The organism is Rickettsiella endosymbiont of Aleochara curtula (assembly GCF_964030935.1).
GTDB lineage: Bacteria > Pseudomonadota > Gammaproteobacteria > Diplorickettsiales > Diplorickettsiaceae > Aquirickettsiella.
Map to the genome: position 1 here is coordinate 1,231,013 of NZ_OZ034990.1, position 16,426 is coordinate 1,247,438.

Annotated in this window: 13 protein-coding genes and 1 tRNA gene; 9 read left to right on the forward strand and 5 right to left on the reverse strand. The window is 36.4% G+C overall.

What is annotated here, in order from left to right; genetic code table 11:
* A complete protein-coding gene (locus AAHF87_RS05455; protein WP_342147508.1) occupies positions 1 to 1,086 on the forward strand; it encodes an undecaprenyldiphospho-muramoylpentapeptide beta-N-acetylglucosaminyltransferase in 1,086 nt (361 codons plus the stop codon).
* Positions 1,087 to 1,122: 36 nt separating this feature from the next.
* Entirely contained in the window at positions 1,123 to 2,421 is a 1,299-nt protein-coding gene (locus AAHF87_RS05460; RefSeq protein ID WP_342147509.1) for a M20/M25/M40 family metallo-hydrolase, read from the forward strand.
* A gap of 11 nt (positions 2,422 to 2,432) precedes the next feature.
* Here AAHF87_RS05460 and AAHF87_RS05465 read toward each other — a convergent pair whose 3' ends face one another.
* From AAHF87_RS05465 to AAHF87_RS05475, 3 genes are all read right to left on the reverse strand, one after another.
* Positions 2,433 to 4,853 carry a translocation/assembly module TamB domain-containing protein gene (locus tag AAHF87_RS05465; RefSeq protein ID WP_342147510.1) on the reverse strand — a complete coding sequence of 807 codons (2,421 nt, stop codon included), beginning with the start codon at positions 4,851 to 4,853 and terminating at the stop codon, positions 2,433 to 2,435.
* Complete coding sequence (locus AAHF87_RS05470) at positions 4,850 to 6,571, reverse strand: autotransporter assembly complex family protein (protein WP_342147511.1); 1,722 nt, start codon at positions 6,569 to 6,571, stop codon at positions 4,850 to 4,852. Before AAHF87_RS05470 ends, AAHF87_RS05465 begins: the two co-directional genes overlap by 4 nt.
* Before the next feature lie 165 nt (positions 6,572 to 6,736).
* The gene (locus AAHF87_RS05475; protein ID WP_342147512.1) at positions 6,737 to 7,804 is read right to left on the reverse strand and encodes a hypothetical protein; all 1,068 of its coding nucleotides are present in this window, start codon (positions 7,802 to 7,804) and stop codon (positions 6,737 to 6,739) included.
* 270 nt (positions 7,805 to 8,074) lie between these two features.
* Here AAHF87_RS05475 and AAHF87_RS05480 point away from each other — a divergent pair, with 270 nt between their 5' ends.
* The 3 genes from AAHF87_RS05480 (at position 8,075) to hemC (ending at position 11,207) form a co-directional block, all read left to right on the forward strand.
* The gene (locus AAHF87_RS05480) at positions 8,075 to 9,268 is read left to right on the forward strand and encodes a D-alanyl-D-alanine carboxypeptidase family protein (protein WP_342147513.1); all 1,194 of its coding nucleotides are present in this window, start codon (positions 8,075 to 8,077) and stop codon (positions 9,266 to 9,268) included.
* Between the two features lie 88 nt (positions 9,269 to 9,356).
* On the forward strand, positions 9,357 to 10,250 hold the full coding sequence (locus AAHF87_RS05485) for an acyltransferase (RefSeq protein ID WP_342147514.1): 894 nt from the start codon (positions 9,357 to 9,359) through the stop codon (positions 10,248 to 10,250).
* Between the two features lie 15 nt (positions 10,251 to 10,265).
* A complete protein-coding gene (gene hemC, locus AAHF87_RS05490; RefSeq protein ID WP_342147515.1) occupies positions 10,266 to 11,207 on the forward strand; it encodes a hydroxymethylbilane synthase in 942 nt (313 codons plus the stop codon).
* Positions 11,208 to 11,251: 44 nt separating this feature from the next.
* Here hemC and nth read toward each other — a convergent pair whose 3' ends face one another.
* Both nth and AAHF87_RS05500 read right to left on the reverse strand, forming a co-directional pair.
* On the reverse strand, positions 11,252 to 11,890 hold the full coding sequence (nth, locus tag AAHF87_RS05495) for an endonuclease III (RefSeq protein WP_342147516.1): 639 nt from the start codon (positions 11,888 to 11,890) through the stop codon (positions 11,252 to 11,254).
* Positions 11,891 to 12,086: 196 nt separating this feature from the next.
* Positions 12,087 to 12,737 carry a S24 family peptidase gene (locus AAHF87_RS05500; protein ID WP_342147517.1) on the reverse strand — a complete coding sequence of 217 codons (651 nt, stop codon included), beginning with the start codon at positions 12,735 to 12,737 and terminating at the stop codon, positions 12,087 to 12,089.
* 425 nt (positions 12,738 to 13,162) lie between these two features.
* Here AAHF87_RS05500 and rpsO point away from each other — a divergent pair, with 425 nt between their 5' ends.
* The 4 genes from rpsO (at position 13,163) to AAHF87_RS05520 (ending at position 16,259) form a co-directional block, all read left to right on the forward strand.
* Complete coding sequence (gene rpsO / locus AAHF87_RS05505) at positions 13,163 to 13,420, forward strand: 30S ribosomal protein S15 (RefSeq protein WP_342147518.1); 258 nt, start codon at positions 13,163 to 13,165, stop codon at positions 13,418 to 13,420.
* Between the two features lie 99 nt (positions 13,421 to 13,519).
* Positions 13,520 to 15,631 (forward strand): polyribonucleotide nucleotidyltransferase, encoded by a 2,112-nt coding sequence (pnp, locus tag AAHF87_RS05510; RefSeq protein WP_342147519.1) that lies wholly within the window; start codon positions 13,520 to 13,522, stop codon positions 15,629 to 15,631.
* 99 nt (positions 15,632 to 15,730) lie between these two features.
* Positions 15,731 to 16,153, forward strand: a complete 423-nt coding sequence (locus AAHF87_RS05515) for a rhodanese-like domain-containing protein (protein WP_342147520.1) — start codon at positions 15,731 to 15,733, stop codon at positions 16,151 to 16,153.
* A gap of 21 nt (positions 16,154 to 16,174) precedes the next feature.
* A tRNA-Leu gene (locus tag AAHF87_RS05520) sits at positions 16,175 to 16,259 on the forward strand.
* The last annotated feature ends 167 nt before the right edge of the window (positions 16,260 to 16,426 follow it).

Genomic DNA, 16,426 nt, shown 5'->3' on the forward strand with positions numbered 1-16,426 from the left:
ATGAAAGAAAAAATTAAGATTATTTTTACTGGTGGTGGATCTTCGGGGCATGTTACACCAAGTTTCCCTTTAATATCAGCTTTATGGAATAAAGGTGTTGATATCTTTTACGTCGGTTCTAAAAAAGGTATAGAACATACGCTTATTAAACCTTTAAAAATCCCTTATTTTGCGATTACTACAGGTAAATTACATCGATATTGGACATGGAAAAATCTATTAACTCCTTTCCAATTGTTGATAGGTATTTCGCATAGTTTCCTAATTTGTCGAAAAATTAAGCCGGATGTTATTTTTTCAAAAGGTGGTTTTGTTGCTTTGCCTGTCATTATCGCAGCTAAATTAAATGGCATTCCGGTTGTGATTCACGAGTCAGATTTAACCCCAGGTTTGGCCAATCGTCTCAGCTTTCCTTTTGCAAAATTGATTTGTATTACATTTCCTGAGACCGTTAAGTATTTTAAAAATACTTCTAAAGTTTTATTGACCGGCATGCCTATTCGCGATGCTTTGCTACGTGGAAGTCCAGAAAAAGGTTTAGAATTTTGCGGTTTTGTAGATAAATTAAAGCCGGTTTTATTAATCATGGGTGGTGGTTTGGGCTCGATTATTGTGAACGAAAGCATTCGTCGTTTAATTAATCCTTTAACAGAAAAATTTCAAGTTATTCATATTTGCGGCAAAAATAAAACTGATCCCGCGTTTAGTAAAATAAAAGATTATAAACAATTCGAATATTTGCATGATGAATTTGCTGATGTGTTGGCGAGTGCGGATTTAGTGGTTAGTCGAGCGGGTGCAACATCCATTTACGAGTTATTCGCCTTAAACAAGCCAAATATTTTGTTACCCTTATCAAAAGAAGCGAGCCGAGGAGATCAAATTGACAACGCAAAATATTTCGCTCAGCTAGGCTTAAGCAAGGTTATTTACTTTGAAGAATTTTCAGATGAGAAATTACTTAAGACCTTGTTCGAAAGCTATAAGAATTTGGATCAGTTAAAAAGTCTGTTAACCCAATTCAAGCCGCTCGATGCTGCCCAATTAATTGTTGATAAGCTACTATACTTTTCAATCAATCGATGAATTATTATTATCATACTATTACAATTATAAAATCATATGAAAGCATTTTTATTAATTATTTTCTGTTCCCAGTTACTTTTTGCACAAATAGTAAAAGCTCAGGCAACACCCATAGAAACCCAAGTGAAAGCTTACATTGCTAAACAGCAATCAGAACAACTCTCATTATTAGAAAAATTGGTCAATATCAATAGTGGTACGGCTAATATTGTTGGTGTTCATCAAATAGGTGAAATTTTAAGGCCTCTCTTCGAGCAACTTGATTTTAAGACCTATTGGGTTGAAGAACCAAGTTATATGCAACGAGCCGGAACTCTGGTTGCAGAACATCTAGGCATAAAAGGGAAAAGGATATTAATAATTGGGCATCTTGATACAGTGTTTGCCAAAGAAAGTCTATTTCAGAAATTTGAACATCACGGAGATAAAGCGACTGGACCCGGTGTAATTGATGATAAGGGCGGAGATGTAGTCATTCTTTATGCCTTAAAGTCATTGCAGAATGCCAATGTTTTAGGTGATATGAATATTACAATTGTCCTGACTGGAGATGAGGAGGATTCAGGAAAACCCACCAGTATTTCGAGAGAACCATTATTCAAAGTAGCTCAGCATAGTGATGTTGCTTTAGGTTTTGAATGGGCCACGCTCCCAAATACTGTTACCATTGCTCGCCGCGGTGTTGCTCATTGGCAGATAAATACTCAAGGTAATGGTAGCCATTCAATGGGAATATTTAAAAAACCAGCGGATTATGGTGCTATTTTTGAATTAACGCGTATTCTTGACACGATGCGTAATCAACTGGGTGCTGAAAAGGATTTATCTTTTAGTCCTGGCCTTATATTAGGTGGGACTAACGTTAATTATAATGCCGATAAATTTGGTGGTGAAGCGTATGGAAAAGATAATATTGTTGCTAAAACCGCAATGGCTACAGGCGATTTACGCTTTATATCTCCTCAACAAGAGATTAGCGCAAAAGAGCATATCGCGAAGATAGTCAAGCAACATTTATCCAGTGCTACTGGGAGCGTTAGTTTTCAGGAAGGAATTCCAAGTATGCCCCCCACTGCTAATAATATTGAACTACTTAAAAAATATAGTGCAATTAGTATTAGCCTGGGTTACGGGCACGTCTCGCCTCTAGATCCGGGCTTGCGGGGAGCCGCTGATATTTCTCATATTGCCGCGATTACGCAAGCTAATTTAGATGGTTTAGGCCCTGTTGGTACGGGGGCGCATTCAGAAAAAGAAACATTGGACATTAAGTCATTGCCTATACAGACACAGAAAGCAGCCATCTTGATGTATCGTTTAGCCTGTAATCGTTAAGAGGATGCTTTCTAATGCTTTTCAAGTTTATAAAGTAAGTCTAAGCCATTAGCGAAGTTGCTACTGGTAGTTTGTAACGAAAAATTTTTATTTAAAAGATAATTTATTTCTAAAATACTGATTTGATCCAGCAAGCCTAGGCTATAAGATACATTAAGTTTAGGTGAAAGATTTTTGCCGACTATCAATGAAGTATTCTGTTGTAAGCTATTGGTAGTGGGATTAAAGATGGGTTTAGACCCGATAGTTAATTGATCTAAACCTATTTCCTGTTGCACTTTGCTAATAAGCTGACCAATATTATTTTTTTCACTCCCTAAATTGGCAGCAGCATTTAATAATAATTGTGTACTTGCGGCACTTAGTTGATTGCTGGCTTGGCCGGTAATTAAATAGGAAAGCATATCTAATTGCGATCTAATAATATTAGAAGGATCGGCGAATAGAATGATATGAGGATTTTGTAGTGTCCCTCTCACATGTAGGCCCACTTCTAACTGAGTCGGTATAGATTGAGAAGAAGACATTGCGGATTGAATAAAATTACTCGAGCCAAGCTTAGATTTAATATCGGTAGAGGTATCAGCAGTAGATACAGGCAAGATTAAAATATTTCGACTGGCCGTAATATTTACTACAGGATTATTAATGGGTGTATTGGCGAAATTTAATGAAGCATTAGGTTTTAATTTTAAGCTTTGACCATAATAGCTATATTCACCTGGAAAAAGCTTTAGTTGTCCTGTGGCTAATAATGGATGATCCGAATCTTGATTTATTGTAAGTGAACCCTTTAATTTAGTGTTGAGTCCTTGATATTGCAAATGAATATCATCACCGGCTTCTAATTTAATAGTATTTTTCAAAACAAAAGGGAAAGTAAAAGTTTTTTTCTTATCCCCCACAAACACTATGTCATTAGACAATTCAATTAAATTATTATTTTTAGGATTAATTTTAATTCTAGCTTTTGGAAATAAGATATAACCATCCGTTTCAATTTGTTGAATATCGGCATGAATTTTTAATTTTGGCGTAGCAGTAATTTGATATTCTGGATTATGAATTATAGTGACATCTTTTCCTTGTAAATCGATTAATGTCGGTAAATTTGGTTTTAATAGATCGGTTGTAGTTTGAAGCTCTAAGGATCCCTTTCCAGATTGAATTTGGCCAGTGCCTATTAAATTATTCTTATGGGTGTGTAACTGATAGTTTATATTTTTTAAATTAAGTCCTAAATCAGGAATATCTAAGCTAGCTTGCTGAAGATTAAGCGTTAGATTAAATAGAGGCTTATTTATTAAACCTGAAATTTTCAATTGAGTATAAAAATTTCCTTTATTATGTTTAACATCAGGAAATAATTGGCTCAAAAAATTTAAATCTTTAAAGTTTAAATCAATGCTAGCATGTACCGGTTGTGTGGCTCTCAGCCACGAGCGTGCTTGATAATTCGGTAGTAATAGGTAAGCAAATAATTGGTTCGTATTTCCTTTAAATGTTTGTAGTGAAGTTTCTAATCCATATTTCGATACATGACTATTAATTTGTGTATTAGGAATTATTATTTTTGGAAACTGTTCATTTTGAACTAATCTATTTAGTTTAAATTCAGATAAATTTCCTCGTAAAGAAAATGGTGATAAAGATCCAGATAAGTTTAATTGTAGAGGTGCAAGCTGAAATGATGTATTACTGAGCTGAGCAGCAGCTATATTAAAAAGCCATTTTTTATTTTTAGTGTCTATATTCAGTTCAGCCTGAATTTGTTCGACTTGCCATTCTTTCCATTCCAGATTTGTTTTCTTAAAAATCAGGTTAAATTCAGGCTGTTGGAAAATTCCGTTTATTGACCCTTGTAAAGCTACTTTGCCTTGTAGATTGCGAACATAGCTTGTTGGATCTTTAATATCTAACTGCCAATTAATGTGCCATTGCTGTTGAATGGAGCCTTGTAATTCCAGGTGTAAGTTGTTCGACTGAATATTCATTTGATGAATAACAACCGAATCGAATTTTAAAAAATGAAATATTTTAGGAATTTGAAAATTTTTTCTCTGAGAAGGATTGGATTTTTTTTGATTAGATTGCTGTTTTACAAAAAGATTTAAATTATCGACATAAATTGGACCTAAATTTAATTTTCCTTGTAATAAATCGCGCCAATAACCTTCAAACTTCACTTCAGAAATAGTGAGGTTAATTTTATTATTTTGATAAGTTAATTCTTTTAGTTGTATTGGGCCTAACAGCCGTCCATGTATAACATTTACTCTTAATTGGCCCGGCAGAAATTGTTTTCCGATTAATACAACCGTTTCTAAACCTCTTTCTGTGTTAAGAACTATATAACTACTTAATAAAAAAACACTGGCTAATAAGCTTCTCAACAACCAGCTCACCAAAAATAATTTCTTGTTATTTATCATAAGAAATCAAACCCCATGGTAAATTGAAATCTTATGGGGCGTCCAGGAAGATCCAAGGCTTTACCTGCGGTAATTTCCATAGGCCCTAAGGGAGAAGCCCAAACCAAGCCAATACCCGTTCCTTTTTTCAAATTAATGGGAAAATTATTAACGGCATTTCCAGCATCAAAAAAAACAGCGCCATAAAAATTATTAATAAGTCGATGCTGATATTCGACACTTCCTGACATTAAATAACGTGCGGGGCCTAAGGATTGATATGCATATCCACGTACACTTTGGCTTCCTCCCGCATAAAAAAGCAAAGAAGGAGGAAAATTTTCCAGACTAGGAGTTAGTGTATAACCGACATTACCGCGAAACAGTAAGCGACTGTTATCATCCCAGCTCAGTATATATTTCCCTTGTATTTGTGTTTGTAAAAAACTGGTATTAGATAATAAATTTCTATCTGCCCCCTGTAATCTGAGATCTAACTGATAGCCATGTAATGCAAAAAGCGGGTTATCAAATTTGCTATAGGATAAATTTATACCTGGAGTTAATAGATGTGAGTTAGTCTTAGGTTGATTGAGATAGTTGAAACGTTCAATTTGATAGTTTAAAAATAAATTGCGTTGCCAGCCTTTCCATTTATCCACGCTGCCTATGCCTATTTGTTGCGTGGTTGTAATTACTTGAGTAAGTTCTTTTCTGACGATAGCAAAATTAATATTGTAATTGTCAGTATTGGGATGTTTTCCAGGGATAGTGTAAGTTGTTTGTAGGCTATTCTGTATTTTAGATAGCTGAGATAAAATATTTAAGCGGTGACCGGCTTTATTTAGATAACGAGATTCCCAGCCTAGCTTTCCACGAATACCTACATCCGTACCATAACCTATCCCTGCTAAATATTGCTGAGATGGACGCGGTGTTAATATAAAATCAATGGGTAAATTTTGATTTTGTTTGTTGATAGGCGCATCAGGAATCGAAACGTTTTGAAAATATCCACTTTTGTTTAAATTATCTTGTAGTTTTAAAAGTTTAGTTGAAGAATAAGGATCACCCAATTTAAAAGGGATATAACGTTGTAATAGACTATTATTGAGTATCGATTGCTGGAAAGTAATAGGACCAAAATAATAACGTGGGCCGATATTTAAAGTAAGGATGAGCTTAGCTGTGTAAGCTTGTCGGTTAATTAAAATGGTATGTTTTGAAAAATAAGCAGAAAGGTAAGCTTTTGCAACAATCTTAGCGAGTAATTTTTGCTTTGCTTCTTCATAAACTTCACTATTAAAGATATCACCTCGATGTAGAGGAAAATCAGATATTAATTTTGTTATTTTTGGATCTGCTTTTCGATTGTCAACTGAAATTTTTAAAGTCGTGATTTTTAACAGAGGACCTACAGAAATTTGATAGCTAGCATTCCAATTAGCGTTGATTTTTTTTAATGAGTGTTTAATAGATGGCTTGAAATACCCATAAGCTGCCAATGATTGTTTAATCTCAGAGACAGAATGTTGATACCAGAATTGAACATCTTCATTGGACGGGTCGACTAAGCCTTGCAGGCTACTATCCAGACGTTGTTGAATAGGACCCATAAGGTCTGGATTGAGGCCCTGTATTTGGTAAGCCACGCGAGGATATTCTGCATATCCCAAAGGGATAAAAAGGATATTTACTAGCGCCAAGCAAGCTACAGCCAATCTTATTTTTATTCTCATATTAGGTTAAATAAATACCTAATATGAGACGATAAGTAAAGTCTATAAGCCTAGAAATGTCTTATAAAGCATTATTTTATGTGGTTTTCTGATTTTCTGGGAAAATAATCACTTATTCTATACTAAAATATAACAAGATATATTTGTAATGAAAAAGCTTACAAATTATCCTTGAGCGTATTGAAAATATTCTTTTGTAGCTTGGAATAAATCTTCCGTATCGCCTACTGCTCTAAAAAACGATTGGCATGCCTGATTTGGAATGGATAATTCACTCCTATCATTTGAGGTTATTTTTGTTTCAAGTGCACCCAGGAAATCAATTTTAGCTTGGCGTTTTGGTTCTTCAGGCCAAAAACGTTCAAAAAAGCTGTTTCTGGAGCTTGTTATTTGTTGTTGAAGACGGCACTTTTTACTTTCAATTTCTTCAAGAAGAAAGGTTTTATTTTCTTCTTGGTTGCCAGTTAATTTTGACCAACGAAATTCACGGTGATAATAGTTAGAATTTTGATTTTTTGAGAGGATAGATAATTCTTCATCAGAGAATGATGCAAGTAATGAATCTGAATCCTCAAAATTTTCAGAGTTTTCATCGCTTAGGACAGGATCGATAGTTGGATAGACAGGAGGATTCTTAAAGTTTCTATAAATTGCAAAAATAGTTGTTAGCATAAGCAGCGTAGCGGCTGTTATACCTGCCGCTGCTAAAATAGTTACAGCCAAATAAGGAGCTACCACCATGGTTAAAATAATACCCGCAATGACTATCCCACCTATAGTGCTTGCAATAAAATTATTTATTGTATGACTTCTATGCAGTGCTAGAGAGGGTGAATTTTTTTCTGATTTCAGCCAATGATAAGCATGTAGAATCGATAAGCCCAGATGGTAGACGACACTGGAGCCGACGGCAGTTAGAAATAAACCTTGTACGAAAATGAGACTAAGCCCAGCAAAGACAGCAGTGAAAACTAATGCGGTTTTAATTGGAGCATGAATTAAATCAAAGGTTTTACCTAGATTTTTATTTTTAGCGCTGGCAAAATGATAAAGAGCAAACAAACTCGCTATGGCATCGGGTATAATAACAAGCGGAAACAAAATTGGAGCAAGAATTTTTTCAAATATCGAGCCTATTTGATAAATGTTGGACTTAAAAACAAAGATAGTGCTAAGTACTGCATTTTGGAAGAAGGAGTTGGTAGATTCTGATATTCTTAAGTGTTTACTCATTTTTTATACCTTACCTTCAAATTTCCTAACGAAAGCAGCGATTAAACCAGTCGCACTTTACCGTAAACCAGAGCGAAAATAAAGTTTAAAGGCGAAAGAGACAGTGAAAGAAATTTTTGGTGGAATAGTTATTATCCTATAAATAATCAAGTATTTGCAGTATATTATTAAATCACTAAAATGATTTATAGGCTCTTTTTATCTGGACTTATATTAAAAACTAATATTAGTATACTCACATAGTTCTAAACTGTATAAGGCGTTTACATCATGTTTAAGCGATATTCACTGTGTTTTACTCTCATATTCTTAATAGTGGGGTTATTCGGCTCAGTATGCAAAGCTGATCCAGTGATACCAATAACAGCTCCCGCTGCTGCACAACCTACATTGACACCGATTGCTCCTAGCGTAAATGCTAAAGCATACCTATTAATGGATGCCTATAGCGGTAAAGTTTTAGCAAGTGAAAATATTGATGAGCGCGTCGCTCCTGCCAGCTTAACTAAAATGATGACTTCTTATGTTGTGTCTATGGCTTTGCAACAAGGGCATATACATCCCGCTGATTTAGTAACCATTAGCGAAGCTGCTTGGAAAACAGGCGGCTCTAAAATGTTTGTTAAGGTTGGTGATAAAGTCAGTGTGCAAGACTTAATGCAAGGTATGATAGTTGATTCAGGTAATGATGCCTGTGTGGCCATGGCCGAATATGTTGCGGGAAGTCAGGAGTCTTTTGTTAATTTAATGAATCAGCAAGCAGCAAGATTGGGTATGAGCAACACTCATTTTGTTGATGTAGATGGATTACCCGATCCTAGCCATTACTCCACTGCACGTGATATGTCCATTTTAGCGCGCGCATTAATCCTTGATTTTCCTGAAGACTATAAATGGTATTCGCAAAAATGGTTTTCTTACAACGGAATTAAACAACCCAATCGTAATCGCTTACTATGGCGTGATCCCGATGTGGATGGAATTAAAACAGGCCATACCAATGAAGCAGGTTTTTGTTTGGCTGCTTCAGGTCAAAAAAACGGTTTGCGTTTAATTACCATCGTTATGGGAGCCCCTACTGATGAAATGCGCGCACAAGATAGCCAAAAATTACTGACGTATGGGTTTCGTTTTTTTGAATCACATAAGTTATATAACGCAGGGGTTAATTTGGCCACCACTAGGATTTGGTTTGCCCAACGTCCGCAAATTAAAGTTGGTGTAGCGCAAGATCTCTATGCAACGCTTCCACTTGGTTCAAATAAAAAACCCGCAACGACCATGACTTTTACACCGAATTTAAAAGCGCCGATTAAAAAAGGTGAGGTCATTGGTCAAATCGATGTGGTATTAAACGATAAATCTATTGCCTCAGCGCCGCTTATTGCTTTAGAAAGTTTATCAAAAGGCGGTATATGGCGTAATTTAGTCGATCGTACCAATTTACTTTTCAATAAAATCTAGGTTTTTTAGAGTAGGTAAATTAATTCAAAAAAATATGCGAAAAGTATATGCACACTGAGAATTAATCTGAAATGTGCGAAATATATTTATGAATAATTTGTTTAAGTTCTTAAGAGCTGGGCTCACGGCGGCTTTATATCTCATTATTCTTACTGTTTGGTTTGTTCCGTTAGCGATAGTAGGTTTGTTGCGATTTATTATTCCTTGGAAAAAATGGCGACAACTTACCAAAAAATTAATGGAGCTTTTACATGCGGTTTGGTTACGCAGTAATTATTTTCTTTTAAAATGGATAACTCATATTAAATGGGAGATAAAAGGATTAGATCAACTACATTATAAAGAATGGTATTTACTCATTTCTAATCATCAGTCCTGGGCAGATATACTTATTTTGCAGTCTATTTTTAGCGGTAAAATTCCCCCTTTGAAATTTTTTCTAAAAAGAGAGTTACTTTGGACTTTGCCGATAGCAAGTTGGGCATGTTGGTTATTAGATTTTCCATTTATGCGTCGATATAGCAAAGCCAAACTAAGCAAACATCCAGAACTTAAAGATAAGGATATTGAAGAAACTAAAAAAGCTAGCGCTAAATTCAAAATGACACCCACTACCGTTACTAATTTTGTTGAAGGTACTCGATTCTCACAGAAAAAAAGAGAATTACAAGCATCGCCTTATGAACATTTACTCCGCCCCAAAGCAGCGGGTATGGCTTTTAGTCTTGCTGTTTTGGGTGATTTTTTTCATAAAATTCTTAATGTCACCATTATTTATCCCCCTCATCAGGCCAGCTTGTTAGATTTCTTATCAGGAAATATAGAAAAAATAATTGTTGATGTAGAAGCAATACCTATCACAAAAGACTGGTTGGGTGATTATGAAAATGATCGTCAATATCGAATATACTTTCAAAAAAAACTGAATGAGCTATGGGAAAGAAAAGATCAGCTTATCAAAACTCAATTACAAAATTTTTAATACTTGGGGCGAGTTTTGGATAAGAAAAAATTTTTACGTATTGCTACTCGAAAAAGTCCCTTAGCCTATTGGCAAGCCAATACCATTAAAGAACAATTGGAGATACTATTTCCATATTTAACCATCAGTCTGCTTCCTTTGCTTACAGAAGGTGACCGACAGCAAAATAGTTCTTTAAGTAAATTAGGTGGTAAAGGTTTGTTTGTTAAAGAATTAGAAGGAGCTTTGCTTAATCATCAGGCAGATATAGCCGTTCATTCCATGAAAGATCTGCCGATGGATTTAGAAACAGGTTTAGTATTAGCGGCCATTTGCAAGCGAGAAGATCCTCGTGATGTATTAATTTCAAGATTTGCGCAACCTTTAATACAATTATCGTCTGGATCTTATATAGGAACTTCAAGTTTACGGCGCCAATCGCAATTATTGGCTTTGCGTCCAGATTTACAAGTGAAAGTATTACGGGGAAATGTAGGAACGCGTCTGGACAAATTGGCTGCAGGCGAATTTGACGCAATAATTTTAGCAGCCGCAGGACTAATACGTTTAAAAAAAACAGATTGTATTAGCGAATATTTAGAAACCACTTGTTTTTTGCCTGCGCCAGGGCAAGGTGCTTTAGGAATTGAGTGCCGCGCAGATGATGAAGAAAGCATAGCAACTATTTCTAAATTGACTGATCCGGATACCTATTATTGTGTGTTAGCTGAACGAGCTTTAAGCCGAGAACTCGGAGGCAGCTGCCAAGTGCCTATAGCGGCTTATGCAACTACACTGGGTTACGGCCAATTGAATTTGCGGGCTCTAGTAGGAAATCTAGAAGGCACAAAACTCATTAAAGTTGAAAAGCAAGGTTCTATTGCCGATGCAGAAAAAATTGGATTTTTAGCCGCACAGAATTTACGTGATCTTGGTGTTGAAGAAATTCTAAAAGGGATTTTAAATACGGGTACTTAGAGACGCTAAGTGCTCACAAAACAGTAAGGTTTACAAGGTTTGATTTATTTGAGTACAGTTTTGTGGGGATATTCGCAAAGATCTTGGATGATACACTCAGGACATTTGGGTTTACGAGCTAAACAAGTATAGCGCCCATGTAACACTAACCAATGATGAGCGTTTTTTAAATACTTTTTGGGAACGACTTTTAATAAGGTTTTCTCAACGGCCAAAGGGGTTTTTCCAGGTGCGAGACCCGTCCTGTTACACACTCGAAAAATATGCGTATCAACGGCAATGGTGGGTTGATGAAAAACAGTATTAAGAATGACATTAGCTGTTTTACGTCCAACGCCGGGTAGACTTTCTAGTGCTTCACGATTACTAGGAACTTTTCCCTGATATTGCTCCAGCAAAATTTTACAGGTTTTTATGATATTTTTTGCCTTAGTATTATATAAGCCGATAGTTTTTATATACTTTTTTAAACCAGTTAAACCCAATCCGGCTATTTTTTTTGGTGTATTTGCTTTAACGAATAATGTTTGCGTTGCCTGATTAACTGATTTATCGGTTGCCTGCGCGGAAAGAATAACCGCAATCAATAGCTCAAAAGGTGAGGAATAAACTAACTCTGTTGTTGGGTGGGGATTATCAGTGTGAAAACGTTGAAAAATTGCTGTACGCTTTTTTTGATTCATGACAATTTAGATCACAGTATAAAAATTAAAAAACAGTCCGTCATGGCGAGGTCGAAACGTCAGTGAGGCCGCGGCCATCCACAAAAAATTAAGTTTTCCAATGGATTGCCGCGCTACGCGCTCGCAATGACGATGAGCACTTTACTGTCGTGACCCTATTCACATTAGTTACAATTATCAATACGCCCAAAGAAGTTTATTTTTTCTTTTTAAAATCCATTCTTGATTGGACCATGACCCCTAAAAATCGATGAGGCTTATCTAATAGCAAAGTTTTGAAATCAGTATTGAGAGGTTTAAGAATGGTATGTCCGCCATCAATTAAAATTTGTTTGAAATTAGGTAAATCATGTCCTTCAATGTGAACAATAGCAAAATCAAGACTATTTGGTTTTAGATCAGGATCGATAAGTAGTATGGTGCCTTCTGGAAAACGAGGTTCCATAGTAGTATCTCTAGCAGAAACCGCATAAGCATGCTGACTCATGTCGATATCAGTAGAAACCGTTGGTAAGGGTGCTAATTTTTCAGTGAGATTAGGCCAATGTAGCACTTGCGGCCAGCTAAGCAATGGAATTTGCCGCCAACCTTGGGCGTCAGGATTAAAAGTGCCTGGAATCCGATCAGCTGATATGGGTTCATCGCCAATGAGTTGACTGATAGAGATAGCGAAAAAATTGGCAATCGGGCTCAAAGTAGCGACTTTGGGATTATCGGTTTCTCCAGAGCAAATTCGATGTACTACAGGTTGACCTACCCCGGTGCGTCGCGCTAGTTCCGATTCATTAATTCCTAACTCACCCATTAATCCTTTAAGAATTTTGCTCATGCTACTAGTAGTTTTCATATCATTTTCACTTATTAATTAGCGGTAATTTTACCTGTCCATGCTGATAATTTCCAACGCTGACAAACGAGTCCAAAATAGCTGTCAGCGGCGGGTGGGTATTCTAACATGACAGAGCGTTTATGCTAAATAATGATATGATTTATCGTGCCAGCTGAAGGCAGTAAATTTTTGTATAAGATATAATCCCGTTAGGGATTTTTTATTTTTCAAAGTAAATTGAAACTTTTTAAAAGTCTTTTGATACATTAGGATAATATAAAAATTAAAAGTAAGTATTTTACTGACAATTTAATGGAGACTCCTGTAATTGGGAAGATTATCGATATTTAACTAGGTTAAAGATAATTTGAGAAAATATTCCTTGTCAGTTGCAGGGATTATGCATAGAATAGCGGGTTCATTTATAAGAGGTAAAAGGTTTTATGTTGGCTAAAAATGAAATATTGGCTAAATATCAACGTTCTCCGGGTGATACAGGATCCCCAGAGGTTCAGATTGCTTTATTATCTGGAGCTATTGAACAGCTAAATGGCCATTTTCAAGTGCATAAGAAGGATAATCATTCACGACAAGGTTTATTAAAGAAAGTAGCTTTGCGTCGTAAATTATTAAAATATTTCAAAGGCGTTAATTTACAGGGTTATTTGACGCTGATTAAACAACTCGGCTTGCGTGGTTAAGTCCGGGATTTATACTCTTCAGCCCATCGTTGAAGACATTTTATTCGTACCAATGGGCGGTAATTTGCGCCCATTTGTTTTTTTTGAGGGAATGTAAGCGTGACAACTATAGAGAAAATTGTGCAGTTTGGTCCACAAAAACTTATTTTAAAAATAGGTCACATCGCGCGGCAAGCTACTGCAGCTGTTGAGGTGAAATTGGGTGACATAAGAGTTTTAGTGACAGTTGTCGTCAAACAACATGCTGGCGAAGAAAAAGACTTTTTTCCATTGATTGTGCAATATCTAGAGCGCTTCTTTGCAGCTGGACAAATTCCAGGAGGTTATTTTAAACGAGAAGGGCGACCCACTGAAAAAGAAGTTTTAACTTCGCGTTTAATTGATAGATCTGTTCGTCCCCTATTTCCTGATGATTTTCATAATGAAGTGCAAATTGTTGCGACTGTTTTATCCTCAGATCCAGCTATTAATGCAGATATACTTGCATTAATTGGCGCTTCTGCTGCTTTATCTTTATCAGGTCTTCCATTTAAAGGCCCTATAGCCGCTGTAAGAGTAGGGTATTCGGACGGACAGTACATTTTAAATCCAAGTTTCAAACAGCTTGAAACATCAGATTTAGACTTAGTAGTTGCAGGAACAGACAAAGCCGTCTTAATGGTGGAATCTCAAGCGGCTGAACTTCCAGAAGAAATTATGTTGAATGCTATTTTATTTGGACATCAACAAATGCAGGGTGTTATTCAGGCTATAAAAGAACTTGCTGCAGATGCTGGCAAGCAGGCTTGGGATGTTAAACCTTCAACGTCTCTCTTGGATATAAATGTAGAGCAAGAGATGATTCAATCTATTGAAGCCTCGTTAATCGAGGCCTATCAAGTTCCAGAAAAACTTGAGCGTAAAATGAAGTTAGATAAATTAAAGGAGAGTTTTGTTGCTAAATGGCTAGCTGAAGAAAAAGGAATTACCGCGAAAGCTATTCAGTTGTTCCTAGCAAATTTAGAAGAGAAAATAGTACGTGGTCGTATTTTGTCAGGTAAATCACGTATTGATGGACGTGACAGGATAACCGTTCGTCCTATTACTATTCAGCCAGGATTTTTACCACGTACACATGGTTCGGCTTTATTCACTAGAGGCGAGACTCAAGCATTAGTGGTGACTACTTTAGGCACGGATAGAGATGCACAAACGGTAGAAGGCTTAGATGGAGAAGGACGTGAAACGTTTATGCTTCACTATAACTTTCCTCCCTATTGCGTGGGCGAAACCGGTCAAATGGGAAGCCCTAAACGACGTGAAATTGGACATGGTAATTTAGCGAAACGTGCTTTACGTGCAGTATTACCAAGCGAATCAGATTTTCCTTATGTACTACGTGTTGTTTCTGAAATTACCGAATCAAACGGTTCTAGCTCTATGGCAACAGTCTGTGGCGCAAGTATAGCTTTAATGGATGCTGGTGTGCCTTTAAAGAAACATGTAGCGGGTATCGCCATGGGACTAATAAAAGAAGGCGAACAGTTTGCGGTGTTAACCGATATTTTAGGTGATGAAGATCATTTAGGAGATATGGATTTTAAGGTTGCAGGTACCATAGAAGGCGTCACTGCATTACAAATGGATATTAAAATTGACGGAATTACAGAAGAAATTTTACGGGTGGCATTAGATCAAGCTAAAGAAGGTCGTTTTCATATATTAAACATTATGCAAGAAACTCTAGCTGAACCGCGTATTGAAGTTTCTCCTTATGCACCTCGTATAACAACTTTGAAGATAAATCCTGATAAAATAAGGGATTTAATTGGGAAAGGTGGGGCGACAATTCGCGCTATTACTGAAGAAACGGGAACCTTAATCGATATTAGTGATGATGGTGTCGTTCGGATCTCGACATCTGATTTACAGGCTTGCCAAAATGCAATAGAACGTATTAAAAAAGTAACAGCAGAAGTGGAAGTGGGTCGTACTTATGAAGGTGCAATTGTTAAATTGACCGATTTTGGTGCGTTTGTTAACGTATTACCTGGTCGTGATGGTTTAGTGCATATTTCGCAAATTTCTAATGAGCGTGTTGAGCAAGTAAGTGATGTATTGAGCGAAGGTCAAATTGTCAAAGTTAAAGTACTAGAAATAGATAGACAAGGCCGAATTCGTTTAACTATGAAAGATATAGAAGCAGAAGAAATGGAAAACGAAATACATTAGAGCTCTTGCATAACCCAGTGATGGGCTTGAGTTCGAGGTAAAAGATAGTCGAGGACCGGATTACATGAGTAAATGAGGTCCGTAGACTAGCGTTTAACGATGAAATCAAGTCTAGCACGCAGCTTATGCAAGAGGTCTATCGTGATCAATCAAAAACAACATAAATCAGGCTTTATAAAGTTAATCGATAAAATAAAGCCTCAGATAAAAGAGTTGGCGGTTGCTGATTTAAATAAAAAAATTAACAATCAAGACTCTTTTTATTTGATCGATGTACGTGAACAAAATGAATTTCAAGGAGGATCGATTGCTCATGCAATCCACCTTAGTAAGGGGATCATTGAGCGAGATATCGAGAAATACATTCCAGATTTTGAATCAGAGATAGTTGTTTATTGTAGCGGCGGTTTTCGATCTTGCCTGGCGGCAGATAATCTACAAAAAATGGGTTATCGCCATGTTGCCTCTCTGCAAGGCGGTTTGCGAGCTTGGTTAGAAGCAACTTATCCACTATCAAAATGAGCAAACTCTAGAGAGAAATTTGCCGAGGTGGTGAAATTGGTAGACACGCAAGTTTCAGGTACTTGTGGGGCAACCCTTGGAGGTTCGAGTCCTCTTCTCGGCACCAATAAAGTTCTTTAATCCTTAAAAAGAGCGTTCAATTTGATTCGTATTGAATCTATAATTCTTATCCCGCATAATTTCTTATTATCTTTCTCGTTGCTAGAGATGGTTTTTATCACCCGGTTTCTTATATAGAAGATCGGTAAAACAACTATCTTGGAAAAAATATAA

Bases quoted from the DNA above. Each gene is read 5' to 3' on its own strand.
- AAHF87_RS05455 (WP_342147508.1), top strand. From the start codon at position 1: ATGAAAGAAAAAATTAAGATTATTTTTACTGGTGGTGGATCTTCGGGG.
- AAHF87_RS05460 (WP_342147509.1), top strand. From the start codon at position 1,123: ATGAAAGCATTTTTATTAATTATTTTCTGTTCCCAGTTACTTTTTGCA.
- AAHF87_RS05465 (WP_342147510.1), bottom strand. From the start codon at position 4,853: ATGATAAATAACAAGAAATTATTTTTGGTGAGCTGGTTGTTGAGAAGC.
- AAHF87_RS05470 (WP_342147511.1), bottom strand. From the start codon at position 6,571: ATGAGAATAAAAATAAGATTGGCTGTAGCTTGCTTGGCGCTAGTAAAT.
- AAHF87_RS05475 (WP_342147512.1), bottom strand. From the start codon at position 7,804: ATGAGTAAACACTTAAGAATATCAGAATCTACCAACTCCTTCTTCCAA.
- AAHF87_RS05480 (WP_342147513.1), top strand. From the start codon at position 8,075: ATGTTTAAGCGATATTCACTGTGTTTTACTCTCATATTCTTAATAGTG.
- AAHF87_RS05485 (WP_342147514.1), top strand. From the start codon at position 9,357: ATGAATAATTTGTTTAAGTTCTTAAGAGCTGGGCTCACGGCGGCTTTA.
- nth (WP_342147516.1), bottom strand. From the start codon at position 11,890: ATGAATCAAAAAAAGCGTACAGCAATTTTTCAACGTTTTCACACTGAT.
- AAHF87_RS05500 (WP_342147517.1), bottom strand. From the start codon at position 12,737: ATGAAAACTACTAGTAGCATGAGCAAAATTCTTAAAGGATTAATGGGT.
- rpsO (WP_342147518.1), top strand. From the start codon at position 13,163: ATGTTGGCTAAAAATGAAATATTGGCTAAATATCAACGTTCTCCGGGT.
- AAHF87_RS05515 (WP_342147520.1), top strand. From the start codon at position 15,731: ATGAAATCAAGTCTAGCACGCAGCTTATGCAAGAGGTCTATCGTGATC.